Below are 22,080 nucleotides of genomic sequence, written 5' to 3'. Positions count from 1 at the left end.
ATGGCTGGAGAGGACCTCCAGTATCCGGTGTTCGAAGGACAGTGATTTGACGTCAGGTGACGCCCTGATGACGCAGTGCGACATCAGGGCGTTCGGCCGGTAGGGCTACAACGTCAGTGGACGGCGTCGGAAGCGGTTTTACCGGCGGCGCGACTCTTGAGCAGGCTGGCCACGGTCGTCACCACCAGAATGCCGATAATGACGGACAGGGACAGCACTGTCGAAATGTGCGGCACCCATTCAAGCGGCTGACCATCGTTGATAAAGGGCAGCGTATTTTCGACCATGGCATGCATGACCAGCTTCACCCCGATAAAGCCCAGAATCAGCGACAGCCCGAAGCCCAGATACACCAGCCGGTCCAGCAGCCCGCCCAGCAGGAAATAGAGCTGTAAAAGCCCCAGCAGCGCAAAGGCGTTGGCGGTGAAGACGATATAGGGTTCCTGGGTCAGGCCGTAAATGGCCGGAATGGAGTCCAGCGCAAATAACAGATCGGTGACGCCCAGCGTCAGCACCACCAGAAACAGCGGAGTCAGGACACGCTTGCCGTTTTCGCGGGCCAGCAGACGCTGCTCGTGGAATTGATCGGTCACCGGCAAATGGCGCTGGGCAAACTTCACCAGCGCGTTGGGCTCAAAATCATCGGCACCCTGCTTTTTGTGCTGCGCACTTTCGATCGCCAGCTTGAAGGCGGTATAGAGCAGAAACGCGCCAAAAAGATAAAAGACCCAGCTGAACCGGTTGATGGCCGCCGCGCCCACGGCAATAAAGATACCGCGCATGACCAGCGCCATGATGATGCCGATCAAAAGCGCCTTTTGCTGATAGATTCGGGGAACGGCAAATTTCGCCATGATGATGGCAAAGACAAACAGATTGTCGACCGACAGGCTCTTTTCGGTGATAAAGCCGGCGAAGTACTCCACCCCATGATCGTGGCCCCACACCATCCAGAGCCCGACGCCGAAAATGGCGGCCAGGCTGATGTAGAAGACCGACCAGAGTGCGGATTCCCGCAGGGTGGGCGCATGCGGCTTGCGCACATGCGAGAAGAAATCAAACAAAAAGATGGCAGCGAAGCTCGCAACGGTAGCTCCCCAGACCCAGGCTGGAACGTTCATGCACGGTTCTCCGGCAAAGAAGATTTACCGGAGGTCTCTTCCGCCCGGGGTTGCCCCATTCCTGCATGGCAACACCACGGACCAGCGGCACCGGGCAACTGTCTGATAACAACAGACTACCGTGATGACGACACCGCTATAGAAAAAACGCAGGCCTGATAACGAGCGCTGCGCCCTGCAGGGAATACTCCCCTCCTTCAACAGCGGCAAGTGTCAGTCAGGTTTTACATCAGCGCAAGCTGATAATTAAGCCTTAAGGTTTTTTCAAACCCGATACAGTTTGAATTCCTGTCCGCCAAGGGCTTTGATAAGAAGACGACAATAATAGAAGCCGGAGTCCTGCCATGTCTGCCGCCCCCCTGGTTGCCGCCCTCTCCCGCGATGATTTTCACGCCCGCGCCCGTGCCGAACTTGCCTTCGTCTATGGCGAGCACGCCCCCGACATCCTGCAGCGTCTGGAGGCGCTGATTGACCAGCATCAGGCCGGCACCGCCCGCGAGCCACGCCCCCTGTGGAGCGAGCAGACCCAGATGATGATCACCTATGGCGACAGCATCATCGAAGCCGAGGACAGCGTTCCTTTGGAAGTGCTGGAGCGCTTTTTGCGCGAGCATCTTGAAGAGACCTTCAGTGCCGTCCATATCCTGCCCTTTTTCACCTGGAGCAGCGATGACGGCTTTTCGGTCATCCACTACCGCAGGGTCAGCCCCACCGTGGGGGACTGGCCGCAGGTGCGCCACCTGGCCGGGCGCTTCAATCTGATGTTTGATCTGGTCATCAACCACGTCTCGCGGGAATCGCTGTGGTTTATCGACTATCTCTCCGACACGCCGCCGGGGCGTGACTACTTCATCGAGCTGCCCGAGCAGACCGACGTTACAAGCGTCACCCGACCACGCAACACCAAACTTCTGGCGCCGGTCTCGACGCGGCGCGGCATGCAGCACGTCTGGGCCACCTTCTCCGAGGACCAGATCGATCTCAATTTTGCCAACCCTGATGTCCTGATCGAGATGGTTGGCGTGCTGCTGTACTACCTGGACCAGGGCGCACGCCTGATTCGACTCGATGCCATCGCCTATCTGTGGAAGGAGCTGGGCACGAGCTGCATCCACCTGCCCCAGACCCATGCCATTGTACGGCTGCTGCGCGCCGTCATGGAGCGTGTTGCCCCGGGGGCACTGCTGCTGACCGAGACCAACGTCCCGCACCTGGAAAATTTGAGCTATTTCGGCAACGGCGATGAGGCGCACATCGTCTATCAGTTCACTCTGCCGCCGCTGCTGCTGCACACCCTCACCACCAATGATGCCCGGGCATTGACCGAATGGGCGGCCACCCTGCCGCCACTGCCCAGCGGCTGCACCTATCTGAACTTTACCGCCAGCCATGACGGTGTCGGCGTCAGAGCGCTTGAGGGCCTGCTGGCGCCTCATGACATCGAGACCCTGCTGGAGCTGATGCAGCGCTTTGGCGGTTTCATCAGCATGAAGACCGGCCCTGACGGGCAGGACTCACCCTACGAGATCAACATCACCTATTTTGACGCCCTCAAGGGCACGCGACGCGGGGCCGACCCGTGGCAGATCGCCCGCTTCATCTGCTCCCAGACCATCATGCTGGGCCTTCAGGGCATTCCGGCAGTCTATGTTCACAGCCTGCTGGCCACACTCAACGACCACGAAGGCGTCACCCGCACCGGCCGGCTGCGGGCGATCAACCGCAAGCGCTGGCAGCGTGAGGCGCTGGAACCGCTGCTGGAGGCCTACAGCACGCCGACGCATATCGTGTTCGAGGCGCTGACAGAGCGCCTGAAGACCCGTCGCCAGGAGCCCTGCTTCCATCCCGATGCACCGCAGAAGATCATTGACCTGGGTCCGCACTTTTTTGCCTTCCTGCGCGGCCCGCTGCCTGACGGCCGACGCTTGCTGGCCGTGCACAATGTGACCGACCGGTCCCATCCCCTGAATTTGCCGGAAGCGTATGCCCGACATCACTGGCGTGATCTGCTGGGGCGCATCGACCCGGAGAGCGACGCCCCCGTGCTCAAGCCCTACCGCAGCTGCTGGCTGATCAGCTGGGACTAGTTCTAAAGTTGGGGCTGCAATGTCCGCTTCACGGGGCTGCAACAAGAATGTTTCAGGATGCAGAATGCCCGGCGCTGTCCGTAACAGTCCTGTTCATGCCAACGCCGAGCCATGACAACCGACAACATTTTGCAAGGATGCCCCCATGTCATTGTTCTCCCGTCTCCCCGCCCCCTGGAGTTTTCATCAGGACGCCCAGCAGCTTAACCATGGCCTTGAGCTCATCACGAACTGGACCGAGCAGTGGCGCTCGCCCTTCGAATCACTGCGCGCGCGTCTCGACAGTCTGATTGAGCGCATCGGCGACAAGCTTTTCCCCGAGACGCCTGCACAACCTGCACCTCCGGAGAACAACCCGGGAGCGCCAGCGACGCCCGTGATCACGGTGGACACCGAACGCTCGGAAGGTCTGACCTTCGATGACGCCGGGGCCAGTATCCGCGGCGTGATGGGCGACCCGACCGACCCGGCCTCGACACGCGGCATCGCGTTCGCCTTTACCGATGACGACACCCCGCGCGAGCAGCTCACGGTCTCCATCGACAGCAGCGACCCGAGCGTGGCCCGCGCCGCGCTCGACGATCAGGACGTGCTGCGCATCGCCCCGGTCAATGCCGGCAATGCCACCATCACCGTGACGGTCAGCGATGGCGAGCGCGACAGCCAGTACACCATCGACTACGCCGCCGCCGACGGCCGCGATACCAACCAGCAGGCGCGCTTTCACACCGGTGCCTCGGACACCTCGGCTGCCATTGCCATCGGCGACAACTTCTTTCTGGCCGGTGACGACGAGGATCAGACCCTGCGCCTTTACGATCGGGACCAGTCCGGCGCGGCGCTGAAATCGTTCGATCTCAATGACGCCCTGGGCCTGGAAGACGGCGACGAGGTCGACATCGAATCGGTAGTTGATGCCGGTAATGGGCACTACTACTGGCTGGGCTCGCTGGAAAACAGCGAACGCTCGATGATTTTTGCCACCCGCATTACCGGTGACAGCGCCGAGGATCTCGAGGTAGCGGTCACCGGCCGTTTCAGCGGGCTCCATGATGCCGTCATGCGCTGGTCGGCCAGCGAGGCCCCCGAACTCAACCTGGCCGACGGCTTTCAGGTCGAAGGCGCCCTCTATCGCGACGGCACACTCCATCTCGGAATGCGAGAGCCCATCGGCGATGATGGCCGGGCCAGCGTGGTCACCGTGACCAACGTGGAAGCGCTGATGGCCGCCGGCAGCGCCGACGGTGCCGAATTCGGCGCGCCCCTGCGCCTTGATCTGGACGGTCGCACGATTCGCGACATTGTCCCCATCGGTGACGGCACCCACCTGATCAGCGCCGGCCCCGCCGAGGAGGACGACGGCGACGACACCAACAACGACTTTCAGCTCTACCGCTGGGACGGCGCCCACAAGGCCGTTCAGGTCGAGGGGGTCGATCTCAACACCAACGTTGAGGCCACCGGCGGCACCGCCGAAACCCTGAGCAACATTCGCGTCAATGAAGACGGCTCGGTCAGCCTGGACGTCGCCTACGACAACGGCACCAGCGACTGGTCCGACGACGGCACCCGCTCCAAGGATCTCGACGATGACCTGCAGACCTTCACCTCCAGCACGCTGACGTTCGACGCCCTGCCGAGCCTGGCGCTGGAACGCGGCGATATTGCCCTGACCGCGATCGACACCGAGGCCGATACCTTCAGCCTGGTCGCCCTCTCCCCCGTAACGCCCGGCGCTACCCTGACATTTGAAAGCGGTGGCGAGCCGATCACCTGGACGGCCCCCGAGGATGGCGTGCCGGCCGGCGCGCTCATCGACAGCGAGCAGTTCGACGCTCGCCTACCGCTGTCCCTTGATGCCGGCCTGACGGTGCGCGATGGCGAAGGCACCCCCCTGTATCGTCTGGGCCGCGACGACGGCGCCGATCTCTCCCTGCCCGCAGGCGAGACTCAGTGGCACTACGCCGGTGACCGGCAAGGCAGCCTTGAGGACCTGCGCGAAGCGCTGAACGACAGCGATGCCTGGCAGAGCGGCGACAGTCAGGAGGGCGATTTCACCGTCAATACCGGCCACATCCCGCTGCCGCCGCCCGAGCCGCAGGATCTGGGCATCGCGGTCACCGAAATCTGGCCCGGCCAGAACGGCAGCAACCTCTCCGAGGACTGGTTTGAAATCGTCAATACCGGCAGCGACACCCTCGATTTCACCACCACGCCGTTGTACTACGATGATGACAGCGCCGACCCCAATGACGCCGTCATGATTGAAGGCCTTACCACGCTGGCGCCGGGCGCCACGGCCCTGGTGGTGGCCAACGGTGACGCGGCGGATGTCGCCGAGTTCCGCAACGCCTGGCAGAGCACCCTTGAGGGCAGCTCGGTCGAAATCGGCCATACCGGCAGCGCCGCGGGTCTGGGCCAGGGCGGCGATGAGGTCACGCTGTGGCTGGGCGAGCCCGGCCGCGAGACCCTGGCCGCCCGCGAAGCCTATCCGGATACGACCGGCTTTGACGGCGCCTCCTGGGATGTCATTCATCAGCGCTTCACCACGCGCGATAACGGCGGCGTGGTCAGCGACACCTTCGGCGGTGACGACGGCGACATGCCGGCCGTGGCCGCGCCCGGCCGCCAGCCGGGCAGTGACAGCGGGGATAACATGCCAGCAAGTCTTTTGATCAGCGAATACGTTGAAGGCAGCGGCTACAACAAGGCGATCGAGCTGACCAACCGCGGCGGCAGCGATCTGTCGCTGGCAGGCTTCACGCTGTCGCTCTACTCCAACGGCAACACCGAGGCCAACGCCACGCAGGCACTGGGTGAGTATGGCAGCCTGGCGCCCGGTGATACGCTGGTGCTGGCCAACAGTCAGGCCGAACCGGCCCTGCTGGATCGCAGCGATGACACCAGCGGCGTGACCAGCTACAACGGCAACGATGCCCTTGTGTTGACCGACGGCGCGGGGGAGATTCAGGACATAGTCGGCACCGTCGGCGATGACGCGTACTTTGGTCGCGATGTCACCCTGCGCCGTGACGAGGCCATCACCGAGGGCAGTGACCGCTTCGACGCCGACCAGTGGCAGGAGTATCCGCAGGACACCTTCAACGGCCTGGGCGGTGACGGCGCCAACGATGACGCCCCGGGCGATGACGCCAACAACGAAGCGCCGGGCAATGACCTCCCGGACAGTAACGGAGACCCTATGGACCTTCCCCCCGTGGAACTGATTTCCACCATTCAGGGCAGCACCATGAGCAGCGAGCGCGTGGGCGATGAGGTCAGCCTCGAGGCGATCGTGACGCTGGACGCCCGCGACGGCCTGGACGGCTTTTTCCTGCAGGAGGAAGACGCCGACCGTGACGGTGACGAGACCACCTCCGAGGGGATCTTTGTCTACCTGCCCGATGACAGCAACGTCGCCGACTTCACCGTGGGTGATCGGGTCCGTCTGACCGGCACGGTCGAGCAGTACCAGGGCAAGACCGAGCTGACCGATGTGAGATCACTGGACGTCACTGCTCGGGATCAGCCGCTGCCCACGATCACCGAGCTGGACCTGCCCATCGACGACAAGTCGTCGCTGGCCGCTCGCGAAAGCATGCGGGTGAGCTTTCAGGGCGCCGACGGCGAACCGCTGACGGTCACCGACACTTATGAGCTGGGCCGCTACGGTACGGTCACGCTCTCGAGCGGCGGGCGTCTGGAGCAGTTCACCGAAGTCAACGCCCCGGACCAGGCCGGCAACCAGCAGTGGCTGGACCAGCTCGAAAGTCGCTCGATCCTCCTCGATGACGCCAGCAACGTGCAGAATCCGGAGGAGATCCTGTTCGGCCGCGGCGGCGAGCCGCTGTCGGCGGACAACACCCTGCGCGGCGGCGACACGCTGGACCAGGCCACCGGCGTGCTCGATTTCGCCTACCAGCAGTGGCGCCTCCAGAGCGACGAAGGGCTCGACTTCCAGCCCGCCAATGCGCGCCCTGAGCAGCCCGATGACCGGGCGCTGGGTGATGCCCCGCTCAAGGTCGCCTCCTTCAACGTGCTGAACTATTTCGAAACACTCGATCAGTCAGGCAATCAGATCACCACGCCGGAAGGCACCGAGCACAGCCCGCGCGGCGCCAACAGTGAGCAGGAGCTGACCCGCCAGCAGGACAAGCTGGTCAACGCCATTGTCGATAGCGATGCCGATATCGCCGGTCTCATGGAAGTGGCCAACGACGGCTATGGCGAAGACAGCTCGATTGCCGGACTGGTCGAGGCGCTCAACGCCCGGGATGACGCGCAGTGGGACTTCATCACGCCCCGGGATGACAGCGGCAGCGTGGTCTCCCCCGGCAGCGACGCCATTGCCGTCGGCCTGATCTATCAAAGCGACAGCGTCACGCCCGCCGGTGACGCCGCCATCAACACCAGCGGCGCCTTTGCCACCGGCAACCGGGCGCCCATGCTGCAGACCTTTCAGGACAACGACAGCGGCGAGACCCTTTCGATCGCGGTCAACCACTTCAAGTCCAAGGGCAGCGTGATCAACGGTGAAGAGGCGATCGGTGACGGTCAGGGCAACAACAACCCGACCCGGGTCGAGGCCGCCGAGCAGCTCGCCGCCTGGGTCGAGACCGACCCGACCGACAGCGGCGAAAGCGATGTCCTGATCATCGGCGATCTCAACAGCTACGCCATGGAAGACCCCATCACCACGCTGACCGGCGAAGGCTATACGCTGCTGGATGACGACTACTCCTACAGCTATGACGGCCAGTGGGGCTCGCTGGATCACGCCCTGGCCAGCCCCTCGATGAGTGAACAGGTCACCGGCACCACCACCTGGCACATCAACGCCGATGAGCCGACGGTGCTCGACTACAACACCGAGTACAAGAGTGACGCGCAGGTCGACGCCCTCTACGGTGACGGCCCCTTCCGCGCCTCGGACCACGACCCGATCATCATCGGCATCGACCCGGGGGCGGATGCCCAGCCGGCTACCGGCTTCTGAGACCGGCCGGGAAACACCAATAAAAAGGGCGCCGTCGAGGCGCCCTTTCTGATGCTGTTTTTCTTGTTATCGAAAGTATTGCGTTGTTGTTGTTCTGACCGGGTTATTTTGATCAAGCTGTTTTGATCGTTCGACACCGGCGCCCCGGGCGGGGCCGCCGGCTCGTTGATCGATGATCAGGCGACCGCCATCTCATTGGCCTGGAGCTGGTTGTCCACCCCCATCACCTCGGCGCTGCCCGCGTCCGCAAACTCGAGTCCCATCGCCGTGGCCAGCCCCTGACCCACTTCGGTGTTGTCCAGAAGACCGGAAAAGATGTCTGACCCCGGGCCTGAGGCATACAGCGGCACATTCTCGGCCGTGTGATTGCCGGAGCTGAAGCTGATACCGCCATATTCATTCAGCGTCTGCGTCAGGGCCGCAAGTCCTGCATCTGAATCTTCAGCCGACAGGACCGTGGACAGCTCGTCATCGGTGAGCAGCACGTCACCGCCGGTCATCTCGGCCACGGCACCCTGCATGATCCAGGCAGCACCGTCGTCGTCCATGCTCATGCCGGCCGCTTCAATACGCTCGCTGGCCTCAACGTACATCTGCTCGTAGGTGGCGGTGAAGTTCTGATAGGTCGAGGCGTTGTTGTCCTGCGTGGACTGTGCCGACATGCCGCCGGTTTCGTGGTCCGGGGCAATCACGATCAGCGTATCCGGGTTGTCCTCGGAGAACTGCTGGGCCGTCTTCACGGCATCTTCAAAGGCCAGCGAATCGTTCATGGCCCAGCCGGCATCGTTGGCGTGGCCGGCCCAGTCGATCTGGCTGCCCTCGACCATCATGAAAAAGCCGTCTTCGTTCTGTGACAGCGTGTCCAGCGCGGTCTGCGTCATCTGCGCAAGTGTCGGCTGGTCATCACCGCTTTCGCCGTAGCTGGTGTCCAGCGCGTCATCGGCAAACAGGCCCAGCAGGCGATCGCCTTCCACGCTTTCCAGATCGCTGGCGCTGTCGAGCAGGGTATAGCCCTGCGACTCGGCCTGGCTCAGCAGGTCGGCAACGCCGGCCCCGCCGTCCTCTTCGGCGACAAAGTAGTCGCGGCCGCCGCCGAGCATGACATCCAGCTTGTTGTCGTCGATGTACTGCTGGGCAATCAGGTGCTGATCGTCGCGATCGTCCACGTTGGCGCCAAAGACGGCCGGCGTGGCATGAGTGATGGTCGAGGTGGCCACCACGCCGGTGGACTTGCCGGCCGCGTTGGCCAGGTCAACCAGGGTGGTCAGATCGGAGCCGTCCGGCGCCGTGGAGATCCGGCCGTTGTCGGTTTTCTGACCCGTGGCAAAGGCCGTGCCCGCCGCCGCCGAATCGGTGATCAGCGAGTTGGCGGATTCCGTCTTGATGGCCCCGGTCAGCATGTCCTCGGCTTCCCAGGCCGGCAGCTCCTCACCGCCCTTGAAGGTCCGAAAGGCCGTGGAATAGTCCGTACCGAAGCCGTCGGGCACCATGAAGATGACGTTTTGCGCCATGTCGTCATTGGCCGGCACTTCCGGCTCGGGTACCCCGGGGGACTGACCGGGCATTTCAGGCGACTGGCCGGGCATCTCCGGGGACTGACCCGGCGTGCCGTTCTGGCCGGCCAGCACATCGCTGAAGGCGCTGCTCAGCTGGCCCAGCGCCTGGCTGTAGCCATCCAGAATGGATTTCGTGGCATCCAGAAAGGCCGGCACCAGCGCCGGCTCGGACGCCCAGGGCGAATCATTGCCTGACCACAGGCCTGATAGCGGTGACAGGGACTGAAAGGGAGAGAACATGGCGGACGACGCACTGTTCATGGTCATCGCATTGCTGCCATACAGTGAACCGTTGCTGCCAAACATGCCGTTGCTGTAGCCGAACATCGTCATTCTCCTGAGTCGTTATGTGCCCGCCATCGGGCCATGCGCGATTTAATGAGAGTGACCTTCTCCATGACAGGGTCCGGATGACGTAGTCAGAATGACGCAGTCCGGATAACAGGGTCTGGAGTTCAAGGCCCGGGCGCTGATCCACCCGCCCGATCATGTTCGCCCGCCACTCATGACGATTTGCCTGCATCCAGATGACCACGGCGTTTAAAGGCGCAATGATTGGCAACAGTATGTAAGTATTTTTTACGAGGACGCCTCAACCCCGCTCGGCAACGGCGTATCGTCGTGTGGCGGGCCGATAATGCGCCCGATCATGGTCATGGCGTCGGTCATGTCGTCACTGGCCAGCGGCCCGGCCGCGGCCTGGAGATTGAGTCGATCCAGCAGCAGCTGACGAAAGGCATCCACATACTGAATGCGCTGATCATAAAGATCGGCGCGGGCGTCCAGCACATCGACGAGATCGCGCAGCCCCAGCGCCGCACCGCGATCAGCCGCCTCCAGATAGAGCTCGCTGGAACGGATCGACTGGGACAGCGCCTTCAAACGCGAGAGATCACCGCCGATGCTGCGATGGCGGCGTCGGATCTCCTCCAGCGCCAGGCGCTTTTGCTGCTGCACATCGGCACTCTGGGACTGACGGCGCAGATCCGCCTGGCGAATCTCGGCGCTGGTCGCCCCGCCCTGATACAGGTTCATGCGCGCCTGGATCACGGCCGAGCGGTCCTCGCTTTCGCGATAGGGATCGTCACTGTTGCGGTCCATCCATGACAGGTTCAGCGACACCTCGGGGTAATAACCGGCCTGACGAACGGACTGCACGGCATCGGCCACGGCCAGCTGTTGTGCGGCCAGACGGACCCGAACGTTGTCACTGATAGTGGCCTGGGAGTACTCCATCGCCTCGGGCACCGGCCACTGGGCCTCGGACAGCTCCTCGAGGGCGAACCGGGTAAAGTCCGGCGTCTGGCCGGTCAGACGCTCCAGCCGCGCCACGGCATCGGCATACTGATTGTCGGCCACGGCGATTTCGGCCCCGGCCTGATCCAGCCGGGAACGCGCCGCCAGCAGATCGATACGATCGCCGATTCCCAGCTCATAGGCGCGCTGCGCCTGTTTCACCTGCAGCTCCAGTGAGCGCTGCTTGCCGGCCAGCAGACGCTTTTGCTGAGCGTTGTAAAAGCCGTCCATGTAGGCCTCGGCCGTCTCCAGCGCCAGCTGCTGCTCGGCGACCGCCAGCTGCAGCTGCGCGGCCTGCACCTGCTCACGCGACTGGGCAAGCGCTCGCCAGCGCTCCATGGAAAACAGCGGCTGGGTCAGCTGCACCTGTGCGGTGGTATCGGTGGAATGGCCGCGACAGCGCGCTTCAAAATCATCGCCGCCGAGCAGCTCGCCGGTGCGAGGGTTCTCCTCGCAGGAGTCGGCGCCATCGGAGTAGTAGTTATCGCTGTCGGTATAGCCCACGGAGTACGTCAGATCGATCGAGGGCAACAGCCCCGCCCGCGCCCGGCTCGTCTCGAGCCCGGTCGCCTCGGCCTCCAGCATCTGGCGGCGCAGCTCGGCATCATGATCGCGCGCATGGGCATAGAGCGCCGGCAGGGATGGAATGATGGCCCGGGCCGAATCAATCCCGTCACCGGGCGCCCGGTCATCGTCGGCCGGCGCCGCGCCATACATCGTCAGCGGCTCGAGGGCGGTTTCTGTACTCGTCTGTGGCTCGGCCAGTGCCACTGCCGGCAGCCATGTCGTACCAAAAAACAACACGCTGACCAGCAGGGCACGCAGGGTCTGATGAGAAGCTCTGTCTTTCATGATCATTCATCAGTCCTGTCGTACGGCGCGTGCCAGCATGTCGGTCACCGGCTGCATGACGTAGCCCATCAGGGTCTTCTCGCCGGTGCGCAGCATGACCTCGGCCGGCATGCCGGAAAGCAGCTGCATCTCTTCGTCGCTCATGCTCTCCTGCCCGGTCTCCGAAACCCGTACCCGGCCGCGGTAATAGGATTCACCGGTAGACTCATCCTGAAAGCTGTCGGCGGAGACATTGACCAGCTCCCCTTCCACCACGCTGGAGCGGCGCTGGTTGAAGGCGCTGAAACGAATCTCGGCAGGCTGGCCCACGTAGATATTGTCGATGTCCTGGGCGGCGATGCGGGTGTCGATCAGAAAGCCTTCTGCATTGGGCACGATGCTCATCACCGGCTTGCCCGGCTCGATCACTGCCCCCAGGGTGTGCGTCTCGAGGCCGACCACGGTGCCGGCGACCGGGGCCCGCAGCTCGGTGCGACGCATCTGATCGGACAGCGCCGTCATGCGTTCGGACGTATCGCCGATTTCGGACTGCGCCTGACGCAGCCCCTCGCCCACTTCCTGCTGCCAGGACTGTCGCCGCGTCTCCATCTGGACGCGGTTTTCACTGATCCGGGAGCGCAGCTGAGCGATCTGGGCCTTCGATGAGGCACTGTCGGAGTCAAGCTGCATTCTCTGACGCTCGAGCTCGCGCACGCGCTGGTTGTTGCCCAGCCCCTCGCGAAACAGCGCCCGATAGTCATCGGCCTCATCGCTGAGCGAGGCGATACGTTGCGAGTTGATACGCATGGTCTGCTCAAGACCGGCAATCTGTTCACGCAGCTGCTGATTCTGTTCATCCAGTCCCTCCAGCTCCCCCTGCAGGGCCTGGCGGCGCGAGAAAAAGAGGCTGCGCTGTACGTTGAGCACCTGCTGCAGGCGCTCCTCTTTTTGGGCCATCTCCAGCAGCGCCGGAGGAAACTCGAGCTGTTCGAGCTGCTGCTGCTCGGCCATCAGCCGCGCCTCCTGGGCGCTCGCGATGAACCAGCCGGTGCGGGCGATGGCGTACTGGGAGCGCGCCTGGGTGGCATCCAGCACCATCAGCACGTCACCGGCTTCGACGTGATCGCCATCGTCGACGTTGATCTGCGAGACGATCCCGCCTTCCAGGTGCTGCACGGTCTTTTTGAACGACTCCACCGAGACGGTGCCGGTGGCCACGACCGCCACCGCCAGGTTGGCCAGCATCGCCCAGCCGCCGAAGATGCCAAAGGCCACCAGCACGATCACGATGCCGGTACGCCGCGCGCCGCGATCGCTGATCGGCAGTGAGGGGGTATTTTGTGAAGTGGTATTTTGTGAGGAAGAGGCCGTCGTGCTGAATGAGGTGCTCATTGGTTGCCTGCCGCAGCTGTCTGGGTATCGGAGGGTGCCGTCGTATTTGATGTCATGGGACGCACGGTGCTCGATTTTTGCGACTGAAGATGGGCCACGACCTGATCACGGGGGCCGAAGGCGCTGACCTGCCCCTCCTTCATGACCAGCAGCCGATCGACGGCCTTGAGCGTGGCGGGACGATGGGAGATGACAAAGACGGTCGTTTTCATCTGCTTAAGCCGCGCCAGCGCCTGGATCAGCGCGCGCTCGCCGCTGTCATCCAGGTTGGCATTGGGCTCATCCAGCACCACCATGACCGGGCGGCCATAGAGCGCCCGCGCCAGACCGATGCGTTGACGCTGACCGCCGGACAGGGCGCCACCGCCGGACGAGATGGGAGTGTCATAGCCCTGCGGCTGCTGCAGGATCATGTCATGCACGCCCGCCATGCGAGCGGCTTCGACCACCTTTTCGGCATCGACCTCGCCCAGACGCGCAATGTTGTCACTGATGGTGCCGTCGAAGAGCTCGATATCCTGCGGCAGATAGCCGATATGCGGCCCCAGCTCTTCGCGCGGCCACTGGGACACATCCACGCCATCAAGACGCACGGTCCCCACCTGGGTAGGCCAGATGCCCAGCAGCACCCGCGCCAGGGTCGATTTTCCCGAGGCACTGGGGCCTATAATCCCCACCTGTTCGCCCCGCGCCAGGGTGAAATTGATGCCACGCAGGGTCGGTAGCCGCACCCCCGGCGGCGCCGCCGAGACGCCTTCCACGCGGATATCGCCCTGGGGCGCCGGCAGCGACATGCGCTCACTATCGGCAGGCACTTCCTCCAGCAGTCCGGTGAGGCGCTGATGCGCCGAACGGGCGCTGACAAAGCCCTTCCACGCGCCGATCATCTGGTCGATGGGGGCCAGCGCTCGCCCCATCAAAATGGAGCCCGCGATCATCATGCCGGGGGTGATGCTGCCCTGCAGGACCAGCCAGGCGCCCAGTCCCAGAATCAGGGACTGAAAGGCCAGCCGCAGCACCTTGGACAGATTGGCCAGTGTCCCCGACCGGTCACTGGCCTGCGACTGGCGAACCAGATAGTCATGATGGCGCTGCCCCCAGCGCGCCTGGATGCCGGACACCATGCCCATGGCATGCAGGACCTCGGCGTTGCGCAGGTTGGCATTGGCCAGCTCCTGGGCCTGAATCTGTTCATTGCCGGCCTCGGCCAGAAGCCGGCGCGTGGCGCGCTCGTTGGCCACGGCCAGCGCCAGCAGCACCAGCCCGGCAACGATGGCGAACACCCCAAACCAGACGTTGAAGAGAAAGAGCACGCCGATGTAGATCGGTATCCAGGGCGCGTCGAAAAAGGCAAAAAGCCCGTTGCCGGTCAAAAACTGACGAAGTGTGGTGAGATCGTTGAGCGGTTGCGCCGTCTGCTGCCCCGAGCGCAGCAGGCTGCGGCGAAACATGGCGCGATAGATGCGCGTGTTCGTCAGCGTTTCCAGCCGGTTACCGGTACGCACCAGAATGCGCGAGCGCACCAGTTCAAGCCCGCCCATGACCATGAATAGAAACATCACGATCAGGGTCAGCATGATCAGGGTATCGACACTGCGGGTGGTGATGACCCGGTCATAGACCTGCAACATGTAAAGCGGCGGCACCAGCATCAAAAGATTGATGCACATGCTGAAACCACCCACCGACATGAACGAGCTTCGACACGCTTTCAGAGCCAGTGCCAGATCATTGGACTTTTTTGCTGCTGCCATGAGGGACCTCTAATGCCCGGGCGGTTGACCTGGGTATCGTGGGCAGCAGATATGACAGAACCATGACAGCCTCCGGATGACCCTGACACTATCGCGTTTTAAAATGTAACTCTTGTGGGTATGCCTTGTAGCGCCGGCCCCTGACAGCAAGAGTACCGGCTCTTGAGCGCCCTGGACTTACACGTCACCGGCATTGTCGGCTTCCACGGCGTCATACATCCGCTCGAGCATATCCGGGAAGGCGGACTGCACGCGGCTCCAGCTGGGGATGAAAGGCTTGTCGCGGGGGCTTTCGAGAAAGGCGACGCCGGCTTCCATGATGCTCTGGGCAAACAGCTCCACGGCCTGCTCCTCGCTGTGACGATCGACCTTGAGGCCGTTCATCATCGCATCGTGGTAATAGTTCTCGATGATATCGAGCGCGGTGCGGTAGTAGGTGGCCTTGAGCGTTCGAAAGTGGGCCTCGTTCATGGTCACCCCCAGCGTTGCCAGCTTGCGATAGAGCGCCTTGGCGATGTCGGTGCTCATGCGATAAAGCCCGGTGGAGGCGTCTTCCGGCGACAGCGGCTGATGCTTGTGATCGTAGTTGTCGGCGATATCGACCTGACACAGCCGCTTGGTGGAGTAGTTACGGTGCACTTCCGAGAGCACGCCGATCTCGAGCCCCCAGTCGCTGGGGATACGAATGTCGTTCAACACGTCAGCGCGCATGGCGAACTCGCCCGACAGCGGATAGCGATAGCTGTCGAGATAGTTCAGATAATCCAGCGGCCCGTGGATCTTTTTCAGCGCGCGCAACAGCGGGGTGACCATCAGGCGTCCGACGCGCCCGTTGAGCTTGCCGTCGGCGATGCGGGCGTAATAGCCCTTGCAGAATTCGTAGTTAAAGTGCGGGTTGGCGACCGGATAGAGCAGCCGCGCCAGCATCGAGCGATCATAGGTGGTGATGTCACAGTCATGCAGCGCGATCGCCTCGGCGCGGCCTGACGAGATGGCATACCCGGAACAGAACCAGACGTTGCGCCCCTTGCCCGGCGCCTGCGGCGACAGGGACTCGGCGGCAAGCTCGGCATCCAGCGCCTTCAGGCGCGGACCGTCGTTCCAGAGAATGCGATGGCGCTGCGGCAGGCGGGAGAAGAACTCCCGGGCGTGAAGAAACTGGTCCCGATCGGCGCGATCCAGCCCGATGATGATCTCGCCCAGGTACTCGACCTGCGAAAGCTGATCGATGATGCGGGTGAGCGCCGGGCCTTCAAGCTCGGAATAAAGCGAGGGCAGGATCAGCCCCATCGGACGTCGCTTCGAAAACCCCACCAGATCACTTTCCAGCGCTTCAAGCGGGCGCCGCGTGAGGTTATGGAAGTTGGTGATGATGCCGTTCTGGTAAAAATCGCTCATGGCGTCTCTCTCCCGTCGCTGTCAGCCCAGCCAGTGATCAAGACCCTCCGACCATCCCGCCGGACCCTTTTGTGTTGTTGTATAGAGCTGGACAGTATCAACGATACTGACCGGCAGGTCATGCTCGCCGCAAATCAGCACCGCACGGTCGACACTCTCCAGCATCGGCACATCGTTGGGGCCATCCCCCAGCCCGACGGTCAGCGGCCGCTGCCCCTTGAGCAGATGATAGCGATCGACCAGCCAGGCAATGGCGCGTCCCTTGCCGCTGTTATCGCCCAGCACATGATAAAAGCGCCCGCCCCGGGTCAGTGACAGTCCGGCGCCGATCAGCAGCAGCCGAAAGCGCTCGAGTGCTTCTTCGCTGTCTTCCCAGATCAGGGGTTCGGAAGCCTCGCGAAGATGGGCAAGCTCGGCGCCCTGGCTATCCAGGCCGGTATGCTCGGCCACCTCCTCGATGCTGAAATCGCCAAAGCCCCGAAAGCGAAATCTTTCGGTGGACCGGATGGCCTCCAGCACACTGCGAATTCGACGATAGGACTCGCCCAGCACGATGTCCGCCCAGCCCCGCTCATCAGGCGTTTCATCAAGACACCAGGAGGCCGGCAGATGAATGGAAGCGCCGTTTTCGGTGATAAACGGTGAGCCGAGCCCCAGTCTTTGGTGGAGTACCATGACCTCAGCCGCCGTCTTGCTGGTATTAATGATCAGCGGCACGGCGTCCTTTTTGAGGCGCGCAAGCCAGTCCATGGCCGGCGTGTAATCATAGGTGGCATGGTCCAGCAGGGACCCATCCAAATCCGTAAACACCAGCAGCGCTTGTTGTGACGTTGTTGTCATGGTGTCAGCTCTATAAGAAAAGGCCGTTATTGGCAACAGGGGAATGAGAATAGCCCCTTTGGCCCCAAACACACCATACGCTGGCCTGGCAGGCCGAGCCGACCGTCTGTGTCAGCCAACGCGGCGGTAACATGCGCAGTATCAAAATATAACGACACCTCATACGCAAAAGGCCCATCGCAGTGCGATGGGCCTTTTACTGCCACTGATGCCATGGTGGCGACAACCGCATCAATGACGATTGAATTCTGTCGGAGGTTACCCGATCAGGAGCACTGCTGCGGGTCGGGGAAGTGGATACCGCCACCGCCGCTGCCGCCACCGTGACCATGATCCTGATGATAGCCGGAGTGGCCGCCATGGCTGCCACTGTCATGCCGATTGCCATTCCACCAGGCAACCGTGCCGCCCAGGAACAAGATGATAAGAAGTGCGATAGTTGCCTGACTCATTTTCCCCGTCTCCACCGTCTGATGCGGTAAATGTGAACAAGCGAAAGATGGAGCAACATGAGGTAACAAGATGTGCAGATTTGCGGCCTAATCACCAAAATAGGCCGGCAGTATCAAGGCGGTTATCAGGGGCTTTAACCGGTCTGTGCCAAAAAATATCCGGCCGCCCCATACGCTATACTGAACAAAAGAATGGGCATTATTTGATCAATGCCATACCAACGACCGGGAAGAGCATTAAATTAATGAGCCTCCTGGAATATGAAGAATTAGCCATCCGGCTAACCTATTGATAAAAAAAGACTGTTTACGGGCGACATGATGGCCCGTTTTCGAGGCATTCAGACTGTGGTACTTCATCAAACAGCTTCTACCGGCATCGGAAGGTCGGCCGCCTCAAAATGCGGCCGAGAAGCGTTTTTTCAGCACAATGATTCACCAAAACGTCATTTATCTGACGCCGTGACGTCATGTCATATCGCCACCATGAGCACCAATATCCCACGCAGGAGAACGCTCATGACTTCCTTGTTGATGACAATGGCAGTAGCCATGGTGGTGTGGTGCGGTATCAGCCTGTGGCTTGCCAACAGCTTTGGGCGCGCCGCTCAGACACGAAAGCGCCCAATGGGTGATGAACACGCCCTGATTATCATCGGTGCTGCGAAACCGCGTTCGAATGGCGACAGTGCCAACGATGACGAATATGACGCCGCAGCAGTACGCAGCGCCAGGCACGAATGGACAGCCATTTGATCCGTGACGCCCTTTTAAAGACACGCTTATTGTCTGCTTATCCTCTAACAATCCGCCGCTAAAAAAGCGCCCTCCGGCGTATCAAAACAACATCTTTCGAATCCGCCTTCTGCGGATTTTTTCTTTCCTAAATACATACTTGCCTCAGCCTTCCCGGCGTTTCTCAGCCTGTCTCCCGCTCTCTTCCTTTTTGAATTAAACAAATGCGACAGGCGCTTTTTATAAATCCATAACCGTCTTGATAAGCAAAGCTGCGTTAAAGTGCCGCACTTCATTTTGCGCACCAACTTTGCCCATCGCCTTGTTTTCAGATCGTGATGGGTAGCTCGCCGCTGATGGCGGGCCTCACTCTGCAAGTCGAGACAACATTTCATGAAAAAGAAACTGACAGCGGCGCTGTGCCTGAATCTCTGTGTATTTTCAGGCTACGCGATGGCCACCGAGGAGGGCGAGACCATCGATGTCGCCCTGATCGGCGGCGGCATCATGAGTGCCACCCTGGGCACCTATCTGGAAGCGCTTCAGCCCGACTGGAAGGTCAACCTGTACGAGCGCCTGGACCATGTGGCCGAGGAAAGCTCCAACGGCTGGAACAACGCCGGTACCGGTCACTCCGCCTTTGCGGAAATGAACTACACCCCGCAGCGTGACGATGGCAGCGTTGATGTGTCCCGTCCGCCCAAAATCACCGAAGCCTTTGAGATCACCCGACAGTTCCTGTCGTATCAGGTACTCAACGGCGTCATGCATGACCCGGGCTCGTTTCTCAACAACACGCCGCACATGAGCTTTGTCTGGGGCGATGACCACATCGACTTTTTGCGCAAGCGCTATGAAGGCATGCAGCAAAGCAGCCTGTACAAGGCCATGGAGTACTCGGAAGACCCCGAGGTCATCCGTGAGTGGGCGCCGCTGATGATGGAAGGCCGTGATCCTTCCCAGAAAGTCGCCGCCACCCGTATGGAAGCCGGCACCGATGCCGAATGGGGCGAAGTTACCCGCCAGCTCATCAGCGCCCTGTCAGACAAGCATGACAACTTCAGTCTGAGCACCGGCAGTGAAGTGCGTGATCTTGAGCGCAACGATGACGGCAGCTGGAAAGTCACGTGGGCGGATCTGAACGACAACAATGAGGAGCACAGCATCAACGCCCGCCATGTCTTCATTGGTGCCGGCGGTGCTGCCCTGCCCCTGCTGCAGAAATCCGGCATCCCCGAAGGGAATATCTACGCCGGCTTTCCGGTCGGTGGCCAGTTCCTGGTGACCAGCAACCCCGAGATTGCCCACCGTCACCATGCCAAGGCCTATGGTCTGGCCGCGAGCGGTTCGCCCCCGATGTCCGTACCGCACCTGGACAGCCGCAAGCTGGACGGCCAGCAGCGCATCCTGTTTGGTCCGTTTGCCAACTTCTCGACGAAGTTTTTGAAGGACGGTTCGTGGACGGACCTGTTCGGTTCCATGACCACCAGCAACACCCTGCCGATGATGAAGGTCGGTCTGGACAACTTCAGCCTGGTCAAATACCTGGTGGGCCAGGTGATGCTGTCAGAAGATGACCGCTTCGAAGCGCTCAAGGCGTACTACCCCGAGGCCAAGCGCGAAGACTGGACGCTGATCAACGCCGGCCAGCGCGTCCAGATCATCAAGAAGGACCCGGAAAAGGGCTCCGTTTTGCAGTTCGGCACTGAAGTCGTGACATCACAGGATGGCACCATGTCGGCCCTGCTGGGTGCGTCACCCGGTGCCTCCACTGCCCCAACCATCATGCTGGGCCTGATGGAACGGGTCTTCCCCGAGCAGCTGGCCTCCGATCAGTGGCAGGGCACACTCAAGCGCATGATTCCCTCCTACGGTCAGAAGCTGGATGGCAACGAGCAGCTCACCAACGAGATCCGGGCTTATACCAGCAGCGTTCTGGAACTGGGCGACACCCAGCCTACTGCCGAAAATGCCGAGCGTATCGAAGCACTCAAGGCCCGTGCCCGTGGTCAGGAGCAAGGCGATGAGCAGGTTGATGACGCAGACAGCGAGCAAGCCACAGAGACGGTGGAGAATGTCTGAGCGGTTTTCGAGTTGAGCTCGGAAAGAAGTAAAAAACGGCACCCGAATGGGTGCCGTTTTTCGTAAGACTATTGTTGGCTAAAGGCGTCAGCTCGCAAAACCTAATCAGGTATTAACCGGGCATGTCACGCAGTTTACCGAGTACATGGGCAACCTGCTCTTGCGCTTTTTTCTCGCTTCCTGATTCGGCGTAACAGCGCAATTCAGGCGCGTTACCCGACGGGCGTAGATGGATAATATCGCCATTTTCCAGAGTCACACGCAGGCCATCCGTCACATCGGTTGCACTGATACCTTCCTTTAGGCCCAGCGTATGACACATTGCCTGCGGATGGGATTCCCAGTAAGTGATCAGCGATCGACTGCGTTCAACGGGAAACGCCTTTAACCGATCACTGGCGGTATAGCGCTCTGGCAAACCAGCTACGAGTGCTGATAGCGGTTGCTGACGGTGTGACGCGGCAACCATCAAGGTCAGCGCGGGTAATAGCGCATCGCGAGTCGGTAGTGCGGCCATTCGACGATGGCCATTTTCAAGGGCCGTGTTCAGCAGGAAACCACCATTGGCTTCAAAACCGGCTACTCGCTCATATCGATCAGACAACAAGGCCATGCCTTCAAGGACATACGGAGAGCCAATACGGGTACGCGTTACCTCGTCAAAGGCAGCGCAGACCTCGATAGCAGTGTTGCAGCTTACCGGTACGACCAGCGCCTGTATCTGCAACTCACGAGCGCAAAGCAGCCCCAGAATATCGCCACGCAGCCACTCTCCTCGTTCATCGGCCAATAGCGGCCGATCGCCATCACCATCCGTGGTCAGCAGCGCGTCCAGGTTGTGATCCCGAGCCCACTGGCGCGCCTGTATACGGTCCTCTTCACTGACGGCTTCCGTATCCACCGGCACAAACTGCTCGCTACGGCCGAGTACGATGACATCAGCGCCCAGCGCTTCGAGTACCTGCACATTGAGATCACGCCCGGCAGCCGAGTGCTGATAAAGCCCCACCCGCTTGCCAGTCATAGGTTTTCCTTCAAACCACTCAACATACCGCGCGATATAGCGGGTGCGTGCCTCATCGCTTTCCGGTGCTCTGATAATGCCATCCAGCTCGGGAAGTTCCGCTGTTACTTCGAGAATGGCCTGCTCATCCTGCTTGGTAATTTCCCCCTGGGGCCGGTAAAACTTGATGCCGTTGCGGTCAAAAGGAATATGGCTGCCGGTGATCATGATAGCGGGCACGCCATCAGCCATAGCCTGTAGCGCCAGGGCCGGCGTCGGCAAAACGCCGTAATCGGTAACTTCGAATCCCATACTACGAGCCGCCGCGGTACAGGTCGCCGCCATGGCGGGGCTACTCGGACGATGGTCAAATCCGATGGCTACTTTAGAAGCACCTTCCTGTGCACGCATTAGGGTCAGGAAAGCCACAGTGAACGCGGCACAAACTTTATCGGTAAACTGTTCGACAAGACCACGAGCACCACTGGTGCCGAAGGCAACGTTCGAATTTTCTAAGATCACATTGACTTGCATTCA

General features: G+C 61.4%; 13 protein-coding genes. 4 read left to right on the top strand and 9 right to left on the bottom strand.

The window, feature by feature from the left end; genetic code table 11:
* Positions 1-113: 113 nt before the first annotated feature.
* The gene (locus C8D72_RS13220; protein WP_115854887.1) at positions 114-1,121 is read right to left on the bottom strand and encodes a TerC family protein; all 1,008 of its coding nucleotides are present in this window, start codon (positions 1,119-1,121) and stop codon (positions 114-116) included.
* A 344-nt stretch (positions 1,122-1,465) separates the two neighbouring features.
* Between C8D72_RS13220 and C8D72_RS13215 the strand changes: the two genes are divergently transcribed.
* On the top strand, positions 1,466-3,208 hold the full coding sequence (locus C8D72_RS13215; protein WP_115854886.1) for a sugar phosphorylase: 1,743 nt from the start codon (positions 1,466-1,468) through the stop codon (positions 3,206-3,208).
* A 145-nt stretch (positions 3,209-3,353) separates the two neighbouring features.
* Positions 3,354-8,204 carry an ExeM/NucH family extracellular endonuclease gene (locus C8D72_RS13210; RefSeq protein ID WP_115854885.1) on the top strand — a complete coding sequence of 1,617 codons (4,851 nt, stop codon included), beginning with the start codon at positions 3,354-3,356 and terminating at the stop codon, positions 8,202-8,204.
* Between the two features lie 176 nt (positions 8,205-8,380).
* Here the strand turns inward: C8D72_RS13210 and C8D72_RS13205 are convergent, their stop codons facing one another.
* From C8D72_RS13205 to C8D72_RS13175, 7 genes are all read right to left on the bottom strand, one after another.
* Complete coding sequence (locus tag C8D72_RS13205; RefSeq protein ID WP_170140604.1) at positions 8,381-10,087, bottom strand: alkaline phosphatase; 1,707 nt, start codon at positions 10,085-10,087, stop codon at positions 8,381-8,383.
* 252 nt (positions 10,088-10,339) lie between these two features.
* A complete protein-coding gene (locus C8D72_RS13200; protein ID WP_170140603.1) occupies positions 10,340-11,908 on the bottom strand; it encodes a TolC family protein in 1,569 nt (522 codons plus the stop codon).
* A 9-nt stretch (positions 11,909-11,917) separates the two neighbouring features.
* Positions 11,918-13,279 carry an HlyD family type I secretion periplasmic adaptor subunit gene (locus tag C8D72_RS13195; RefSeq protein ID WP_115854882.1) on the bottom strand — a complete coding sequence of 454 codons (1,362 nt, stop codon included), beginning with the start codon at positions 13,277-13,279 and terminating at the stop codon, positions 11,918-11,920.
* Positions 13,276-15,033 carry a type I secretion system permease/ATPase gene (locus C8D72_RS13190; protein WP_115854881.1) on the bottom strand — a complete coding sequence of 586 codons (1,758 nt, stop codon included), beginning with the start codon at positions 15,031-15,033 and terminating at the stop codon, positions 13,276-13,278. The genes C8D72_RS13195 and C8D72_RS13190 overlap by 4 nt, the downstream gene beginning before the upstream one ends.
* Before the next feature lie 177 nt (positions 15,034-15,210).
* A complete protein-coding gene (locus tag C8D72_RS13185) occupies positions 15,211-16,431 on the bottom strand; it encodes a glycosyltransferase family protein (RefSeq protein WP_115854880.1) in 1,221 nt (406 codons plus the stop codon).
* Between the two features lie 21 nt (positions 16,432-16,452).
* The gene (locus tag C8D72_RS13180; protein WP_115854879.1) at positions 16,453-17,271 is read right to left on the bottom strand and encodes an HAD-IIB family hydrolase; all 819 of its coding nucleotides are present in this window, start codon (positions 17,269-17,271) and stop codon (positions 16,453-16,455) included.
* Positions 17,272-17,537: 266 nt separating this feature from the next.
* Positions 17,538-17,723, bottom strand: coding sequence for a hypothetical protein (locus C8D72_RS13175; RefSeq protein ID WP_115854878.1), 186 nt, complete (start codon positions 17,721-17,723; stop codon positions 17,538-17,540).
* Positions 17,724-18,242: 519 nt separating this feature from the next.
* Between C8D72_RS13175 and C8D72_RS13170 the strand changes: the two genes are divergently transcribed.
* Both C8D72_RS13170 and mqo read left to right on the top strand, forming a co-directional pair.
* Positions 18,243-18,479: a hypothetical protein gene (locus tag C8D72_RS13170; RefSeq protein ID WP_147301537.1), complete on the top strand. Its 237-nt coding sequence runs from the start codon at positions 18,243-18,245 to the stop codon at positions 18,477-18,479.
* A 372-nt stretch (positions 18,480-18,851) separates the two neighbouring features.
* On the top strand, positions 18,852-20,540 hold the full coding sequence (gene mqo, locus C8D72_RS13165) for a malate dehydrogenase (quinone) (protein ID WP_115854876.1): 1,689 nt from the start codon (positions 18,852-18,854) through the stop codon (positions 20,538-20,540).
* A gap of 112 nt (positions 20,541-20,652) precedes the next feature.
* Here mqo and C8D72_RS13160 read toward each other — a convergent pair whose 3' ends face one another.
* Positions 20,653-22,077, bottom strand: a complete 1,425-nt coding sequence (locus tag C8D72_RS13160) for a phosphomannomutase (protein WP_115854875.1) — start codon at positions 22,075-22,077, stop codon at positions 20,653-20,655.
* Positions 22,078-22,080: the final 3 nt, after the last annotated feature.

This window comes from Kushneria indalinina DSM 14324, from assembly GCF_003385845.1.
Classification (GTDB): domain Bacteria; phylum Pseudomonadota; class Gammaproteobacteria; order Pseudomonadales; family Halomonadaceae; genus Kushneria; species Kushneria indalinina.
Note: the sequence above shows the minus strand (reverse complement) of the source record. Positions and strands in the feature narration are given on the sequence as shown.